We start from the raw sequence: 14951 nt of genomic DNA on the forward strand, positions 1-14951 counted from the left end.
GCGCCAGCGTAAAGGATTAATTTTTGCGTTGAGCAGCGTAGTATGCTGCTGCTTGAAGTACGCTCCCTTTGTCCTCGAACAATGACAACGAACCCTCTGCGGCAGCTGTCAGGCTTTCAAGGCGCTTGCGTGCGCTATCAAGACCGAGTTGCGTGACGAAGGTCGTTTTCCCGAGCGCCGCATCAGCTCCAGCCGGTTTGCCAAGAATTGTTGCTTCTCCTTCGACGTCGAGAATATCATCGGCGATTTGGAACGCTTCCCCAATGGCGCAGCCGAAGTCGTCCAGAGCACGGTATTCAATAGGCGTGGCCTGGCCGAGCAGCGCACCTGCGATGCAAGCGTAGCGCAGCAGTGCACCAGTTTTCATGCGGTGCGTGATAGAAATATTTACATCGCCGACGCCGCCGAAGCGGCCTTCTCCAGCGAGATCCAGCATCTGACCACCAACCATGCCGCCAAGACCGGCACAGCGAGCCAGTGCGCGGGTCAATCGCAGGCGGACGGCGGGATCTGAATGCACCTCATCGCGCGTTACGATATCGAAGCCCAGCGTGAGAAGCGCATCGTCAGCCAGAATGGCTGTCGCTTCGTCGGTTGCTAAGTGTAAGGCAGGTTGACCCCGGCGCAGTTCGCTGTTGTCCATCGCAGGAAGGTCATCATGAATCAGCGAGTAGACGTGGATGCACTCCAGCGCCGCGCTGACCAACAGTGCCTGTTCGCGGCGAACGCCGAATATCGCAGCACTTTCGAGGACGAGAAAGGGGCGCAATCGCTTGCCGCCGGCGAGCATCGAGTAGCGCATCGCTTCCATCAATCGCTTTGGACGGTCGATCTCATCCGGAAGTGCCCGATCACCAAGTATGATGGCGATCACCCGCTCGACGTCGTCAGCAGTCTGATCCAGCCGTTTCGCGAGATCGGTATTCATCGCCAATTATGTATCCTTTGGGCCGCGAGGCGTTGCTGTCTTGGTCAGATTTGACGCCTGCGGCTAAGCGCCATGAGATCACGGCGAACCTGTGCGAAATGGGGCATGGGAACGCTCGCATGCTTTAATAAGTGCGCGAGCCAGACCCCGTCTGCGGCAAGGCGGACCGTGGCGAGGGAAGGATCTGTATCGGTTTCTCGGTGCCTTTCGAGTTGAACCGTCAGCCATTCACCCCAGATGCGTCGAAGAGATGGATCAGACAGCAGGGCGACGGAAAGGGCAGCCCAGAGATTTCCACGTTCGCCGTCGAAATCAACGAAAGTCGTCGCGACGTAGGCGCGCGTGAACCGGCCGTAAGGCTCCGGATCGTGCGTCATGTGATCGTCGATGTCTTTATCGAGCTTGTTCAACAGGTCGGCAAGCACTGCCTCGATCAGCTTTTGCTTGTTCGGGAAATGGTGGAGCAGGCCACCTTTGCTCACCCCCGCGTTTCGCGCAGCAGCATCCAGCGTGACCCCATGAACGCCCACGCTCACCAGTAGCTGTGCCGCAGCAAGAATCCGCTCACGAACATTTGCCGCCCTTTTGACTTGCGCCGGAGATAGACCCATGTTTATGGACTACCGTCCAGACGGTATGTCGTCAAGTGTATCGCGCCCGGGCCGGGCGCCAATTCGTTCCGGAACTCGCATGCAAGCCAATCACCTTTCATCATCAGAACTCGCCGAAGTCATCTCGGACGCCACTACCGCGCTTTCGGGGCTTCAGAAGAAGGACGGCCATTGGGTATTCGAACTCGAAGCCGATGCGACCATTCCAGCCGAATTCGTGATGCTGGAGCACTATATGGATCGGATCTCGCCAGATAAGCATCGCAAGATCGGGGCCTATCTCCGCCGCACCCAGGGGGCCCACGGCGGCTGGCCGATGTATACGGACGGCGACTTCAACATGTCTGCGAGCGTGAAGGCCTATTGCGCTCTCAAGATCATCGGCGATGAAGTCGATGCTCCCCATATGATTTGCGCGAGGGAAGCTATCCTCGCCAATGGCGGCGCCGAGCGCGCGAATGTTTTTACCCGCATCCAACTAGCCTTGCTGGGCGCCATCCCGTGGCGAGGCGTGCCCTCGATGCCGGTTCAGATCATGTATCTTCCCAAATGGTTCTTCTTCAACATCTGGGCGATGTCCTATTGGGCGCGCGTCTGCGTCGTACCGCTCCTTGTCATTCAGGCTCTACGGCCCAAAGGACATATCGCGGTGCGTGTCGAATTTTCGGAGATTTTCAGCAAGCCTCCGAACGAGGTTCGCGACTGGATCCGCGGTCCGTTTCGCTCGCGGTGGGGGCATGTCTTCAAATGGATCGACGTTGGTCTCAAAATGATCGAGCCGATCATTGCGCCGATCCTTCGTGAAAAATCCATCAAGCGCGCGGTCACCTTCGTCGAGGAACGGCTGAACGACAGGGATGGGCTCGGCGCCATCTATCCGGCCATGGCCTATTCGCTGATGATGTATGATGCGCTGTCGCCGACGCATGGTCATCCGCACATGGCAATGATCTGGCGTGCCATCGACCTACTGATCGTGGAGAAAGACGACGAGGTTTATTGCCAGCCTTGCGTGTCGCCGGTGTGGGACACCTGCCTGTCCGGTCACGCGATGTTCGAGGCGGCGCAGGCCGGTGGCAGCGAGGCCTATGCGCATGTGGAGTCCGCCTGCGACTGGTTGCTCGAGCGCCAGATCACCGATGTGCGTGGCGACTGGGCCGAAATTCGCCCGGATGCCAAGCCTGGCGGCTGGGCGTTCCAGTATCGCAACGACCACTATCCAGACGTGGACGACACCGCCGTGGCCGGAATGCTGCTGCTGAAGAGCGGCAAGGCCAAATATGCTGACGCGATCGAACGGGCGCGGCATTGGATCATTGGCATGCAGAGCACCAATGGCGGGTGGGGCGCTTTCGATGCGGATAACGACAAGGAGTACCTCAACAACATCCCATTCGCCGATCATGGTGCGTTGCTCGATCCGCCGACGGCGGACGTCACTGCGCGCTGCATTTCGTTCCTGTGCCAGCTCGGACATATAGAAGATCAGCCGACGATCGAGCAAGGGATCGCTTATCTGCGGCGTGAGCAAGAGAAGGATGGCAGTTGGTTCGGGCGTTGGGGGACCAACTACATCTATGGTACGTGGTCAGTGCTGTGCGCTCTCAACATCGCGGGCATCGCCCATAACGATCCCATGGTCCAGCGTGCCGCTGACTGGTTGATCTCGATCCAGCGCGCCGATGGCGGTTGGGGAGAAGACGAGCGAAGCTATGACAATGGTCGCTACACCGAAAACCAGTACAGCCTGCCGACGCAAACGGCTTGGGCCATGCTTGGCCTGATGGCGGTCGGCCGAAGCGACCATTCAGCGGTAGAGACCGCAGGGCGCTTCTTGAAGGAGAGCCAGAAGAACGGCGAGTGGGAAGAGCGAAGCTACAACGCGGTCGGTTTCCCGCGGGTCTTCTATCTCAAATACCATGGCTATCGTCTCTTCTTTCCGTTGATGGCTTTGTCACGCATGCACAACCTTCGACAGAGCAACAGCAAGCTTGTCACGTCCGGATTTTAGAAAAACTCCACTGCCTCAAGAAAACCGACTGGTCGTCACAGAACCGTGCCGGCTGGTGTGTGACTTTGATCATGCGAATACTGACGTAGAAGGACCTGCTATCTATGCATATCTCCAAGAGCTTCCGCTTTGCTTCGATCTCTGCGGCACTCCTTGTTGCAGCCATCGCCTCATCGACGGCGCAAGCGCAGCAGGCAGCCTCAAGAGATGCTGCGGCTGTGAAACCGGGGAACTACAAGGTTGAGCCAGAGCACACCCAGGTCACTTTCTCGCTATCGCATCTCGGCTTCAGTGAATTCTCCGGCCAATTTTCGGGAGCATCCGGCAGTCTCAAGATTGATCCAGCCAAGCCCGAGGTGTCACAGCTCAAGGTGACGATACCAACCCGATCGATCCAGACGACCGTTCCTGAATTGACCGAAAAGCTCAAGGGCGAGGGATGGTTCGAAGCTGCGAAGTATCCGGAGGCCACCTTCACCGCGACGAAAATCACATCGACAGGCGGCGACACTGCAACCATTGCCGGCGACCTGACACTGCATGGCGTCACCAGCCCGTGACGTTGAATGCGCGATTGATCGGTTCGGGGATTAATCCCATCGACAAGGCAACAACCGTCGGATTTCAGGCGACGGGAATGATCAAGCGTGGTGACTTCGGCATCAGCCAATATCTGCCAGTTCTCGGCGACGAAGTTCAGTTGAAGATCGATGCCGCGTTCATTCTGGAGTGAAGTGGAACGTTCGATAAAGTGCGACTGCCGAACGCTACGTAATGCATCTTGCGCAATATCCTCGAAGGCCTAATGTCCGCTCATGGCGCAAAGCGGACATCTTTCCCGAGCCTTTTGACCGATCCGCAGAGATCGACGCCCACTCAACAAAGTCTCGGCGAAAACTTAAACGCGGCTGTCTCCGATCGCTTGCCCGTCGATAGATCGACGGGCACCTCTTCATTGAACCGTGAGGCCTCGGTTTGCGATGAGCTGCTTGTAGATCGTCGCTTCCTTGGCGAGGCGGTCGGCCATGTCTTTTGGCGTGCCGCCGATCAGTGTATATCCGAAGCGATCGACGAAGGACTTCATCTCTTCGGACTTGAGGACCAGGTTGGCCTCCTTGTTCAAGATTTCGATGATCGGGGCGGGGGTCCCGGCAGGAGCCGCGATTCCTGACCAGGACATGAGGTTAAGGTCGGGATAGCCCAGTTCGGCGGCACAAGGAACGTCCGGCAACAATGGTGAGCGGGCGTTGCCGCTGACTAAAAGCGGAATAGCGCGTTTAGACTCAATCTGTGGCGTGGCGCTCGGGACCACCTCGAAGAACACATCAACCTGTCCGCCGATGAGATCATTCATCGCAGGGCCGCCGCCTCGGTAGGGCACATGCGTCATCTGCACGTCGGTCAGGGAACTGAAAAGCTCCGAGAAAACGTGCGGGAAGCTTCCGTTGCCGGCGGAAGCGACAGTCACGGAACCCGGCTTGCTCTTCGCCGCGTCCAGAAGGTTCTTCAGCGTCTTGAACCCGCTCTTCTCGCTCGCGACCAGCACCGTGGCAGCTTCCGTCAACCCGATGATCGGGGCAAAATTCATCAACGGATCGTAGGGCTGCGGTTTGTAGATGTAGGGGGCGATCACAAATGAGCTCGTGGTGCCGAGCAAAAGCGTGTTGCCGTCCGGCGCCGCCCTCGACACGTATTGCGCGCCAATGGTGCTTCCCGCGCCGACCTTGTTTTCGATGATGAATGGTTGTCCGAGGACGGTCTGCATATGGTTGCAGATCAGGCGGCCCAGCGAGTCCAGGTGTCCGCCTGCCGCGAACGGGTTCACGAGCGTGACGGGCCGCGTTGGATACTTGCCCTGTGAGAATGATGGTCCTGCAACGGATGCGAAAAGCCCGGCGAGCAGAAGCGAGCGTCGGTCGATCATGTTTCCTCCAGATGCAATGGCGTTCTCAGCGCGCAAGGGCGCACTGGTGCCTTTTCAATTCAGGTTTTACTCAGACCGCAACAGTGTCCGCGTTGTAGTGGTAGAGCCAGGCGTAGCGCTCCAGCAGGCGGTCTTCTGCCCATTCACGTTCGACGTAAGCTCCCGCTGAAGCCGGGTCGCCGAGCGCGGGATTGTGGAAACGCTTGGTGTTGTCCGCCGACCCATTCACGGCTCGTGACGTCCGTTCAAGCCGAGCGGATTCATAGGCTTTGAGCGCTTCGGCGATATCCGTGTGGGCGTCCAGCGCACGCGCAAGCACATATCCATCCTCGATCGCCATCACGGCTCCCTGAGCCAGGAATGGCACCATCGGGTGGCATGCATCTCCCAGCAGGGTGATGCGGCCTTCGGACCAGCGCGGAAGCGGCTTTCGGAGCTTCAGCGCCCATAGATAGGGTTGCGGGATCGCGTTTATCAGTTGCTGGACATCGTCATTCCAACCGACGAAGTCTGCGCGCATGTCGTCGTGTGACCCTGGCGTAGTCCAGGACTCTTCGGTCCAATCCGTTCGTTCCACGATGCCGACGAAGTTCATCAATGCGCCGCGGCGGAGCGGATATTGCACGATGTGGCGACCCGGGCCGACCCAGTTCGAGGACACGTTGCGGGCAAGGCGTGCGGGCAGGGTGTCCATCGGGATGACACCCCGCCAGGCGACCAGGCCAGTAAATTCTGGATTGTCGACACCATGCAGCGTGGCCCTGACAACCGAATGGATGCCGTCGGCACCGATCAGGACATCACCGGTCGCCCACGTGCCATCAGCGAAATGCAAGGTGACCCGATCTCCCGTGTCCTCGCACGCGATCGCCTTACGGTTCAGCTTGATCGCATGGGGGGCAAGCGAGGACACAGCCTGCGACAGGATGTCCAGGAGGCCGGGCCTGTACATGGTGACATACGGATTGCCGTAGGTCTGAACCGAGATCGTGCCGAGATCGAAGGCGGTCCAGGCTTGCCCGGTATTCCACATCCGGATTTCGCGCCGTTCCGGATGCGCTGCTTCTGCCATGATACGGTCTGTGAGACCCAGTTTGTCGAAGACCAGCATGCCGTTGGCGCTTACCTGCACGCCTGCGCCGACTTCACGGAGTTCGGGTGCTTGCTCATAGACTTCAACGCTGAAGCCCCGCTTGAGGAGCGACAGCGCCGCCGTCAAACCGCCGATCCCGGCACCGGCGATGATCACCTTCGGCTTTGTACTGCTCACCTTTTCCCACCCTTGTCGTGCGCATGCAGCGCTTCAGTTTCGTCGCCGGTTCGCTCGGCTTGTGTTGTCAGCGCGTTATTCCGCGATGACCGGATTCCGCAGAATGCCAATATTGCTCACTTCGACTTCGACTGTATCTCCGGCCTTCATGAAGAGCGGCGGTGTGCGCTTGGCACCCACGCCTCCGGGCGTTCCGGTCACGATCACGTCGCCGGGAAGCAGCGGCAAAATCGCTGAGCAGTAAGCTATGATTTCCGGAATGCTGGTGATGAGTTTGTCGGTCGTTGTGTGCTGGACCACCTGGCCGTTGAGGCGTGTTTCCAGCGTCAGCTTTGACGGATCCGGGATTTCGTCGGCCGAGACGAGCCAAGGGCCGAAAGCGCCCGTTCCAGCGAAGGTCTTTCCCGAAATGAACTGCGTGGTGTGCCGCTGCCAGTCGCGTACGCTTCCCTCATTGTAGCAGGAATAGCCAGCGATATAGCCGAGGGCCTCGCTTTCCGGGATGTGGCGGCCGGTCTTGCCGATCACGATGGCGACTTCGCCCTCGTAGTCGAAATGGTCCGACACCTTGGGCTTGATCATCGGCTGCAAGTGGCCAACCTGGCTTCCGGCGAAGCGAGCGAACAAAGACGGCTTCTCGGTCGCCGTACGGCCAACCTCTGCCACGTGATCATGATAGTTCATGCCAACGCAGATGATCTTGTCGGGGTCGGGAATGACGGGAAGGAGCGTCAGGTCGGCGAGCTGGTAATCCACGTCACCGGTTGCGACCAAAGCCTTGGCAGCAGCGAAGTCATCCCGGTCAATGAATTGACGCAGCGACTTCGAACGATCAAGCCTGCGCCCGAGGTCGATAACCCCCTTGTCGGTCACCACGCCAAATGAAGCGTTACCAGCGCGCGTGAACGATATGAACTTCATAATATCCTCCTTGGAGGGCGAAGACGCGGTCGTCGCGCTGAAGCGACAGCAACCAAGCGGCCTTCGGCTCTTCCTTATGTTTGTTGCACTGCGCGCGTGACCGATTGACTTCAATCATTTCGGTCCTGCCAATCTGTCCCGTACGGGCAGGCGGTGATCAACGTCGGAACTTAAAACTGTCCGCACCATGGACAGATCGTGCCCGCTCTGGCGGATGTCCGCGCCGCGGACACCTTAGGCAGGCAGCCTCCCAAGCCAGGCATCCGAGGCATAGGTTCGTGTAAACCCGGCTTCAGCGCTGGACAATCAGAAGGAGTTTGGGATGGAATTGAAGTCGCTGGGATATATCGGTATCCGCTCCTCCCGCCTGGACGACTGGTCAAGCCTCGCGAGCGGACTGCTGGGGATGCAGCAGATCGATCGGGGGGCGAAGGTTCGTGCCTTCCGGATGGACGACCGGAAGCAGCGGCTTGTGGTAAGCGGTGAGGAGGGGGATGGCCTGGCTTTTCTCGGTTGGGAGGTCGCGTCGAAAGCCGATCTTCTGGCATTGGCTGCCCGCCTGGAAGCGTCCGGAACGCGCGTCACCGCGCATCCTGCATCGGTGGCAGACGAGCGTCATGTCACCGATCTCATCTCTTTCAAGGATCCCGGCGGTAACACCGTCGAGGTGTTCTGGAAACCGCATATCGCAATCGAGCCGTTCATTCCGGGGCGTCCCATCTCCGGTTTCCGGACGGGCCCATTGGGCATGGGGCACGCGGTGATCAATGTCGCCGACATTGCTCCGATGCTGACCTTCTATCGCGACATTCTGGGTTTTCACGTCAGCGATTTCGGCCATGCGCCTTACAAGCTCTATTTCTTCCACCTCAATGGCCGTCACCACAGCTTTGCGATGGTCGAGTCTGGAAAGCAGAGCCTGCATCATTTCATGGTCGAACTCGGATCTCTGGACGACATCGGCCAGGGATACGATCTGGCGCAGCAGGAGGACGGGCGCGTCGCCTACACGCTCGGGCGTCATACCAACGACCATATGACCTCATTCTACTCACACACTCCGAACGGGTTCTTCATTGAATACGGCTGGGGTGGACGCACGATCGATCCCGACACCTGGGAGCCGCACGAAACCTTCGACGGACCCAGCCTCTGGGGTCACGAGCGCCTTTACATGCCGGAGGAACAGCGCGCGCGGCTCAGGGATATGCGCCTCGACGCAGCGGCTCGCGGTGTACGCGTGCCAAATCCGGTTTTGCCCGCGATCGACTGCCCGTGGCTGGATTCGGTCATTCGACGCGAATAAGACCGATCAACCGCCGGAGCGCAGGCTCTGATCGCGCGCGGTAATTTTCCGCGCCGCATCGCTCATTGTCTCGTAAAACTGTTCGATGCCTTCGGCCAAGGTCATCGCCTTCGTGATCCAGATAACCGCAATGGCCCCGACCAACTCGCTGTCCGAGAAAATGGGGACAGCGATACTTGATGTGTGGCTGTTGTATTGCTCGTTGAAACGCATGGCGAAGCCTTGCGCGCGTGTTTCGGCAATCAGCTTGTCGAGCCAGTTGCTCGAGAGAAGATAGCGCTCTTCCTCGCTTCCGTTCCTTGAAATATCCGCGATCAATCGTGCTCGTTCGGACTCCGTACAATATGAGAGGTAGCAGCGGCCAGCCGCCGTGTGGAGCATCGGCAGATGCCGCCGGATCACACCACGATCAATCGACAACGGGCTTCGGGGATGGGTCGATTCCTGGATCTGCATTTCGGTGCCGACGCAGACGGAAAGATCGAAGGGCCAGATGAAACGATGGCTTAGCTCGATGAGTACCGGACCTGCGGCCTGGCTGATGGAATTGACGGCATCGTATCCAATTCCGAGCGATCGAGCCTCTTGGGTGACCCGAAACCGATTGTCCGACGAACTTCGCACGATGTAACCCTCTTCCTCGAGGGTCTCGATCAGGCGGTACACCGTGGGACGCGCGAGACCGACCTGCTCGGCGATTTCGCCAGCCTTGATCCCCGCATTCCTGCTGATCAGCCGGAGAATCTTCAGCCCTCGCTGAAGCGACCGGACGCTTGACGCGTGGGTCTCCGGCTTCCTCGTGGCTTTCTCCGTATCGGTCGGGGCGTCGATCGTCATCACGTTTTTCTCTGTCTCGGCGCGAACCTAGCAGTGGCCCCCATGAGCGACAAGGAACGCTCGGTCGCAGGGTTGGCGCCGCGATGCAACAAGGATTGGTCGCGTCCGTAGCGCGGACAGTCGTGAGTTGGTGTGCAAAACCCCGCGTTCGGAACTGTAGATTGCGGCAAGATTTTCAACGTTTGGTCGGACGCTTTAGTTCGGCCTCAACAGAGGCGACCGCCTTTTGCAGATTTCGCAGATAGCGTCCCGCGGCCTTCTGAGGCGCCATCGTGGTGCTGAAGAAAATGATGTTCATGCTGCCGATGACGCCGCTCGATCCGACGATCGGCAATGCGATGGCGCTGATGTTCTTTTCGGTTTCACCGACCGACCAGGCAAAGCCGTCGCGGTTGAACTGCTCGAGGAGTCCATAGATGGCCGCTTGATCCTCGGCAAGCGCGGCGTCGGCATTTCCGGAAGCCGCAGTGATTTCCAGCATGGTCTTGCGCACCTTTGGACGCGCGGCCGCAAGTATGGCGCGGCCCAGCGAACTCCTCAGGAATGGCCGGCGTCGGCCAATCATCGCGCGGTGAACGGAGAATGGGCTGTAAGGGTGCGTGGTTTCCCGAATGATCACGGAGCCGGAGTCGAAAACCGCAAAGTCGCTCGGCCAGGAAACCTCCTTCATCAGATCGAACATGGCGGGAAGCGCTGCCTGGCTCATGGCGTCGCGCGCCGAGAGGCCGTCGCTCAGTTGGCGCACTTGCGGCGTCGAGCTGAACTCACCGCTGGGCTCGTCAAACGTCACGAAGCCGTCTTCGATCATGGTGTGGAGGAGGCGATAGGCCGTCGTCCTGTTGATCCCCGTCTTCCGTGCGAGGGTTTGGGCCGAGCTTGGGCCCCCGACATTCAGTTCGGACAGAATTGCAAGCCCCCTCGAAAGGGCCCGGACATTGGGATGCATCGGTCGTGTCCTGTTCACCAGATGAACATTTTGACAATAGAGATGGCAGTTCCGGCCGCCATCCGTCAATGCGAACAAACATAAAAATCAATGGAGGAGACCATGTTCATCCGCAATTTTGCACTCGCATCCACCCTTCTTGTTTCCACGGCTCTGACGACCACGGCTTGGGCGCAGTCGACGGAGAAGGCGGGTGGTATCAGCAACGGGACAGTAAAAATCGGCGTCCTCACCGACCTCAGCGGACCAGCTTCGAGCTCCAACGGCATGGGATCCGTCGTTGCCGCACAGATGGCGGCTGAAGATGCCGCGAACGGTCTCAAGGTCGAAGTGGTGTCGGCTGACCATCAGGGCAAGCCGGATGCCGGAATGGCGATTGCTGGCCGCTGGTTTGACGTAGACGGCGTCGATGCCGTTGCGGACATGCAGGGATCGCCGATCGGTTTTGCCGTGCAAAACCTGTCGAAGCAGAAGAGCAAGATCATGCTGCTGTCGGGTTCGACGTCATCGGACTTCTCCGGAAAACAGTGCTCGCCGCTCTCGGTGCAATGGACGGTTGATACCTACGGTCTCGCGCAGGGCGCCGCCAAGGCGATCTCCGCCGCAGGCGGCAAGAAGTGGTACTTCCTCACTGTCGATCAAGCCTATGGTCACGCACTGACGCGCGACACGATCGAGCAGGTGACGAAGAGCGGTGGCGAAGTCCTCGGTAATTCGGTCTTCCCGTCGCGCAATTCCGATTTCTCTTCCGTGCTGCTGCGTGCTCAGAGCACCAAAGCGGACGTGATCGCGATCGCATCCGCGAGCGGCGATACCGAAACGGCGATGAAGCAGGCCGAGGAATTCGGCCTCAACGCGAGCGCCAAAATCGTACCTCTGCAGTCAACCGTGCAGGACATGAAGGGCATTGGCGTTAAGACGGCTCAGGGCGCGTACGAAGTTGCGCCGTTCTACTGGGATCGCAACGACGAAACGCGGGCCTGGGCGAAGCGGTTCTTCGAAAAGGCGAAGATCATGCCGAGCGGTTTCCATGCGGGCGTCTATTCCTCGGTCGTTCACTACTTGAAGGCCGTGAAGGCAACAGGCACGGACGACGCCAACACCGTGATGAAGCAGATGGAATCCCAGAAGGTGAACGACTTCTTCGCCAAGGACGGATACATCCGCGCCGATCGCAAGATGATCCACGACATGTACCTGCTGCAGGTCAAGAAGCCCGGCGAGCCGAAGGGTGAATGGGATCTCTACAACGTCGTTCAGACCTTGCCGGGTGAATCCCTGGCGCGGCCGCTCGCCGAGAGCGAGTGCTCGCTCGTCCAAAAGTGAGCGAGCGGCTGATGAGAACTTCAATGCAAGGAGATAACTGATGTCTTTGGCTGTTGTTTGCGCTTCGCACACACCGTTGATGTATCGCGGTCCGGCGACCACCGAGACCGAGCAGCGCGTCAAGGACGCCTTCGCGGATCTCGGGGCGTGGCTCCGCGATTACAATCCCGATTACATCATTCAATTCGCGCCGGACCACTTCAACGGGTTCTTCTACGACCTGATGCCCGCGTTCTGTGTCGGCGCGGGGGCGGAGTCACTTGGAGATTGGGGAGGCGGCCTCGGGCCGCTTCCCGTTCCGGAAGATACCGCTCTCGAGCTCACCGACTATCTCCGTGCCGCTGATTTCGACGTCGCGCTCTCATATCGAATGCCCGTCGATCACGGCTTCGTCCAGATGTGGGAAGCGATGTTCGGCAATTTCCGCTCGATCCCTCTTCTGCCGATTTTCGTGAACGGTGCTGCCCCTCCGCTACCGACCTATCGCCGCACCCGCATGCTCGGCGAGGCGGTCGGCCGTTTCGCCGCCAAATCCGGCAAACGTGTGCTGTTCGCGGCGTCCGGCGGCCTGTCGCACGATCCGCCGCTTCCGGACATCCGCATTGCGACGCCAGAGGTGCGCGAGCGCCTGATCAACAATCGGCATCAATCGCCTGAGGCTCAGAAAGCTCGCGAGGAGAAAGTCCTCGAAGCGGGCGTACTCGCCGAGGCAGGGAAAGGCCCATGCGCGCCACTCAATCCTGAATGGGACGCAGAGTTCATGCGTATCCTTCGCTCGGGTGATTTCGTATCCGCCGACAAGCTGGACACGGATGAAGTCCGTAAGGCCGCCGGACGCGGAGCCAACGAAGTGCTTTCCTGGATCGCAGCATTTGGCGCCTTGTCCGCCGCCGGCGAATACAAGGTTGAACGCGAGTTCTACGAAGCGATCCCTGGTTGGATCGCAGGTATGGCGATGATCGCTGCACGTGGATCGGAGACGGCCGCCCGCTGACGGGCGTCTCCGCAAATCAATAAAATCGAAGGAGGTCTCCAATGAGTGCGTATTTCAACACGGACGTGTTGATCATAGGTTCAGGTCCTATGGGTGCCACCACAGCGCTCGGGCTCGCCACTTACGGCGTGCGCGCGCATATGGTGTCGCGTTCTGCATGGCTCGCGGATAGTCCGCGGGCCCACATCACCAACCAGCGGGCGAACGAAGTGTTCCGCGATCTCGGCATCGACGACGAGATCGCACGCTTTGCGAGCCACTGGGATGTGATGGGAGACACCACCTTCGCGACCAGCCTGGCGGGTCCGGAGCTGATCCGGATGCGCACCTGGGGAACGGGTGACGACCGCAAGGGCGATTATTTGAAGGCCAGCCCGTGCGGCATGATCGATATCATTCAGCCCTTGCTCGAACCGATCCTATTGCAGAAGGCGGCCGAACGCGGTGCGACCTTCACGTTCAATACCGAATATCTCGGCCACGAGCAGGACGACAACGGCGTCACCGCCCGGATGCGCGATCGGCTCGATGGGCGGGAATACACGATCCGCGCGAAATACATGGTCGGCGCCGACGGCGCGCGATCTTCGGTGGTCGAACATCTCAATCTGCCGATCACGGGACAGATGGCTCGCGCCGGCACCGTCTATACAATCTTCGATGCCGACCTTTCGAAGTACAGCGCCCATCGGCCAAGCATCCTGAACTGGATCGTGACGCCGGATGCCAGTTTCGGCGAAATCGGCATGGGCCTTCTGCGCGCCGTCCATCCGTGGACGCGATGGATCGCGGGGTGGGGCTTTGACATCAACAAGGGCGAGCCGGACCTTTCACCGGACACAATAATCTCGAAGATCCGCATCCTGATTGGCGATCCTAAGATCGAAATCGATATCGTTCGGACCTCGCTCTGGTACGTCAACCAAGCTTACGCGACCGAATATACGAAGGGCAGGGTGCTGTGCGGCGGCGATGCGGTGCATCGCCATCCGCCGTCGAGCGGCCTCGGGATGAACACATGCGTTCAGGACGGGCATAACCTCGCCTGGAAGCTCGCATATGTCATCAAGGGCTATGCGGGACCTGAATTGCTGCAAAGCTACTCGGCGGAACGCGTTCCTGTCGGCGAGCAGATCGTCAAGCGCGCCAACCAGTCTCGTATGGACTATGCACCGCTGAATGCGTGCTTCCGCGTTCCGGAAGCTGCGAACCCTGTGGCCGCAGGCATCGCGCGCTTCCAGGATCCGGGCCCGGCGGGTGTCGCTGCGCGCCGTGCGGTGCAGGATGCACTCGATCTCAAACAGACGGAATTCAACGCGCAGGGCACCGAAATGAACCAGCGCTACGAAAGCGGCGCTGTCCTTCCGGATGCCGATGCCGAGCCCGAGGTCTGGCGGAGAGATCAAGGTCTCTACAATCAGGCCACGACGAGACCCGGGGCAAAGATCCCGCATGCGTGGATCGTCGGAGCCGACGGCAAACGTAAATCGACCTTAGACGTCACGGGGAAGGGCTCTTTCACGGTCGTGACCGGTCTCGCGGGCGAGAACTGGACGAAGGCGGTCGAGAAATTGAACCTGCCTTTCCTACGCGTTGTGGTTATCGGAACGTCCGACCAGCAGGATCTCTACTGCGAATGGCAACGCATTCGGGAGATCGACGAGGCTGGTGCTGTGCTCGTGAGGCCGGACGGCGTCGTTGCGTGGCGCCAATCGGAAACCGTGAGTGATGAACGCGAGGCCCACGAAAAGCTCGCGAACGCTCTGCGCAAGGTTTTGGCTCGCAACGATTTCAACAATGTCGAAGCAGGCGACGCACCTCCATACCGCGAGCAGACGGACGCTCCGCTTTTTGCATAACCCCTCGAAGGCAACTGG

Annotated in this window: 12 protein-coding genes and 1 pseudogene; 6 read left to right on the top strand and 7 right to left on the bottom strand. The window is 59.4% G+C overall.

What is annotated here, in order from left to right:
- Positions 1-16 precede the first annotated feature (16 nt).
- Together AC1RQ5_RS29915 and AC1RQ5_RS29920 are read right to left on the bottom strand one after the other, a co-directional pair.
- Positions 17-928: a polyprenyl synthetase family protein gene (locus AC1RQ5_RS29915; RefSeq protein WP_493204541.1), complete on the bottom strand. Its 912-nt coding sequence runs from the start codon at positions 926-928 to the stop codon at positions 17-19.
- A gap of 44 nt (positions 929-972) precedes the next feature.
- Complete coding sequence (locus AC1RQ5_RS29920) at positions 973-1539, bottom strand: TetR/AcrR family transcriptional regulator (protein ID WP_493204404.1); 567 nt, start codon at positions 1537-1539, stop codon at positions 973-975.
- Positions 1540-1618: 79 nt separating this feature from the next.
- On the opposite strand from AC1RQ5_RS29920, the gene shc reads away from it, so the two are divergent.
- Positions 1619-3550 carry a squalene--hopene cyclase gene (gene shc / locus AC1RQ5_RS29925; protein ID WP_493204405.1) on the top strand — a complete coding sequence of 644 codons (1932 nt, stop codon included), beginning with the start codon at positions 1619-1621 and terminating at the stop codon, positions 3548-3550.
- 104 nt (positions 3551-3654) lie between these two features.
- Positions 3655-4283: pseudogene (locus AC1RQ5_RS29930) on the top strand (YceI family protein).
- 219 nt (positions 4284-4502) lie between these two features.
- Here AC1RQ5_RS29930 and AC1RQ5_RS29935 read toward each other — a convergent pair.
- The 3 genes from AC1RQ5_RS29935 to AC1RQ5_RS29945 all read right to left on the bottom strand — a co-directional run bounded on the left by AC1RQ5_RS29935 (position 4503) and on the right by AC1RQ5_RS29945 (position 7665).
- Positions 4503-5474, bottom strand: a complete 972-nt coding sequence (locus AC1RQ5_RS29935) for a Bug family tripartite tricarboxylate transporter substrate binding protein (protein WP_493204407.1) — start codon at positions 5472-5474, stop codon at positions 4503-4505.
- A 70-nt stretch (positions 5475-5544) separates the two neighbouring features.
- Entirely contained in the window at positions 5545-6744 is a 1200-nt protein-coding gene (locus tag AC1RQ5_RS29940) for an FAD-dependent monooxygenase (RefSeq protein ID WP_493204409.1), read from the bottom strand.
- 75 nt (positions 6745-6819) lie between these two features.
- A complete protein-coding gene (locus AC1RQ5_RS29945) occupies positions 6820-7665 on the bottom strand; it encodes a fumarylacetoacetate hydrolase family protein (RefSeq protein ID WP_493204411.1) in 846 nt (281 codons plus the stop codon).
- A gap of 322 nt (positions 7666-7987) precedes the next feature.
- Here AC1RQ5_RS29945 and AC1RQ5_RS29950 point away from each other — a divergent pair, with 322 nt between their 5' ends.
- Positions 7988-8971 (top strand): VOC family protein, encoded by a 984-nt coding sequence (locus AC1RQ5_RS29950; RefSeq protein ID WP_493204413.1) that lies wholly within the window; start codon positions 7988-7990, stop codon positions 8969-8971.
- Positions 8972-8977: 6 nt separating this feature from the next.
- Here the strand turns inward: AC1RQ5_RS29950 and AC1RQ5_RS29955 are convergent, their stop codons facing one another.
- The gene (locus AC1RQ5_RS29955; protein ID WP_493204414.1) at positions 8978-9808 is read right to left on the bottom strand and encodes a helix-turn-helix domain-containing protein; all 831 of its coding nucleotides are present in this window, start codon (positions 9806-9808) and stop codon (positions 8978-8980) included.
- A 175-nt stretch (positions 9809-9983) separates the two neighbouring features.
- Positions 9984-10754, bottom strand: coding sequence for an IclR family transcriptional regulator domain-containing protein (locus AC1RQ5_RS29960; RefSeq protein ID WP_493204415.1), 771 nt, complete (start codon positions 10752-10754; stop codon positions 9984-9986).
- Positions 10755-10856: 102 nt separating this feature from the next.
- Here AC1RQ5_RS29960 and AC1RQ5_RS29965 point away from each other — a divergent pair, with 102 nt between their 5' ends.
- The 3 genes from AC1RQ5_RS29965 to AC1RQ5_RS29975 are packed head-to-tail and all read left to right on the top strand — an operon-like array spanning position 10857 to position 14933.
- On the top strand, positions 10857-12080 hold the full coding sequence (locus AC1RQ5_RS29965) for an ABC transporter substrate-binding protein (RefSeq protein WP_493204417.1): 1224 nt from the start codon (positions 10857-10859) through the stop codon (positions 12078-12080).
- Positions 12081-12120: 40 nt separating this feature from the next.
- Positions 12121-13074: a 3-carboxyethylcatechol 2,3-dioxygenase gene (locus tag AC1RQ5_RS29970; protein ID WP_493204419.1), complete on the top strand. Its 954-nt coding sequence runs from the start codon at positions 12121-12123 to the stop codon at positions 13072-13074.
- 41 nt (positions 13075-13115) lie between these two features.
- Positions 13116-14933 (top strand): FAD-dependent monooxygenase, encoded by a 1818-nt coding sequence (locus AC1RQ5_RS29975; RefSeq protein ID WP_493204421.1) that lies wholly within the window; start codon positions 13116-13118, stop codon positions 14931-14933.
- Positions 14934-14951 lie beyond the last annotated feature (18 nt).

Source organism: Tardiphaga sp. GW821-FHT12E02, assembly GCF_058807155.1.

Excerpts from the sequence above, each read along its gene's own strand:
- shc (WP_493204405.1), top strand. The coding sequence starts at position 1,619 with ATGCAAGCCAATCACCTTTCATCATCAGAACTCGCCGAAGTCATCTCG.
- AC1RQ5_RS29915 (WP_493204541.1), bottom strand. The coding sequence starts at position 928 with ATGAATACCGATCTCGCGAAACGGCTGGATCAGACTGCTGACGACGTC.
- AC1RQ5_RS29955 (WP_493204414.1), bottom strand. The coding sequence starts at position 9,808 with ATGACGATCGACGCCCCGACCGATACGGAGAAAGCCACGAGGAAGCCG.
- AC1RQ5_RS29935 (WP_493204407.1), bottom strand. The coding sequence starts at position 5,474 with ATGATCGACCGACGCTCGCTTCTGCTCGCCGGGCTTTTCGCATCCGTT.
- AC1RQ5_RS29945 (WP_493204411.1), bottom strand. The coding sequence starts at position 7,665 with ATGAAGTTCATATCGTTCACGCGCGCTGGTAACGCTTCATTTGGCGTG.
- AC1RQ5_RS29970 (WP_493204419.1), top strand. The coding sequence starts at position 12,121 with ATGTCTTTGGCTGTTGTTTGCGCTTCGCACACACCGTTGATGTATCGC.
- AC1RQ5_RS29960 (WP_493204415.1), bottom strand. The coding sequence starts at position 10,754 with ATGCATCCCAATGTCCGGGCCCTTTCGAGGGGGCTTGCAATTCTGTCC.
- AC1RQ5_RS29920 (WP_493204404.1), bottom strand. The coding sequence starts at position 1,539 with ATGGGTCTATCTCCGGCGCAAGTCAAAAGGGCGGCAAATGTTCGTGAG.
- AC1RQ5_RS29965 (WP_493204417.1), top strand. The coding sequence starts at position 10,857 with ATGTTCATCCGCAATTTTGCACTCGCATCCACCCTTCTTGTTTCCACG.
- AC1RQ5_RS29950 (WP_493204413.1), top strand. The coding sequence starts at position 7,988 with ATGGAATTGAAGTCGCTGGGATATATCGGTATCCGCTCCTCCCGCCTG.
- AC1RQ5_RS29975 (WP_493204421.1), top strand. The coding sequence starts at position 13,116 with ATGAGTGCGTATTTCAACACGGACGTGTTGATCATAGGTTCAGGTCCT.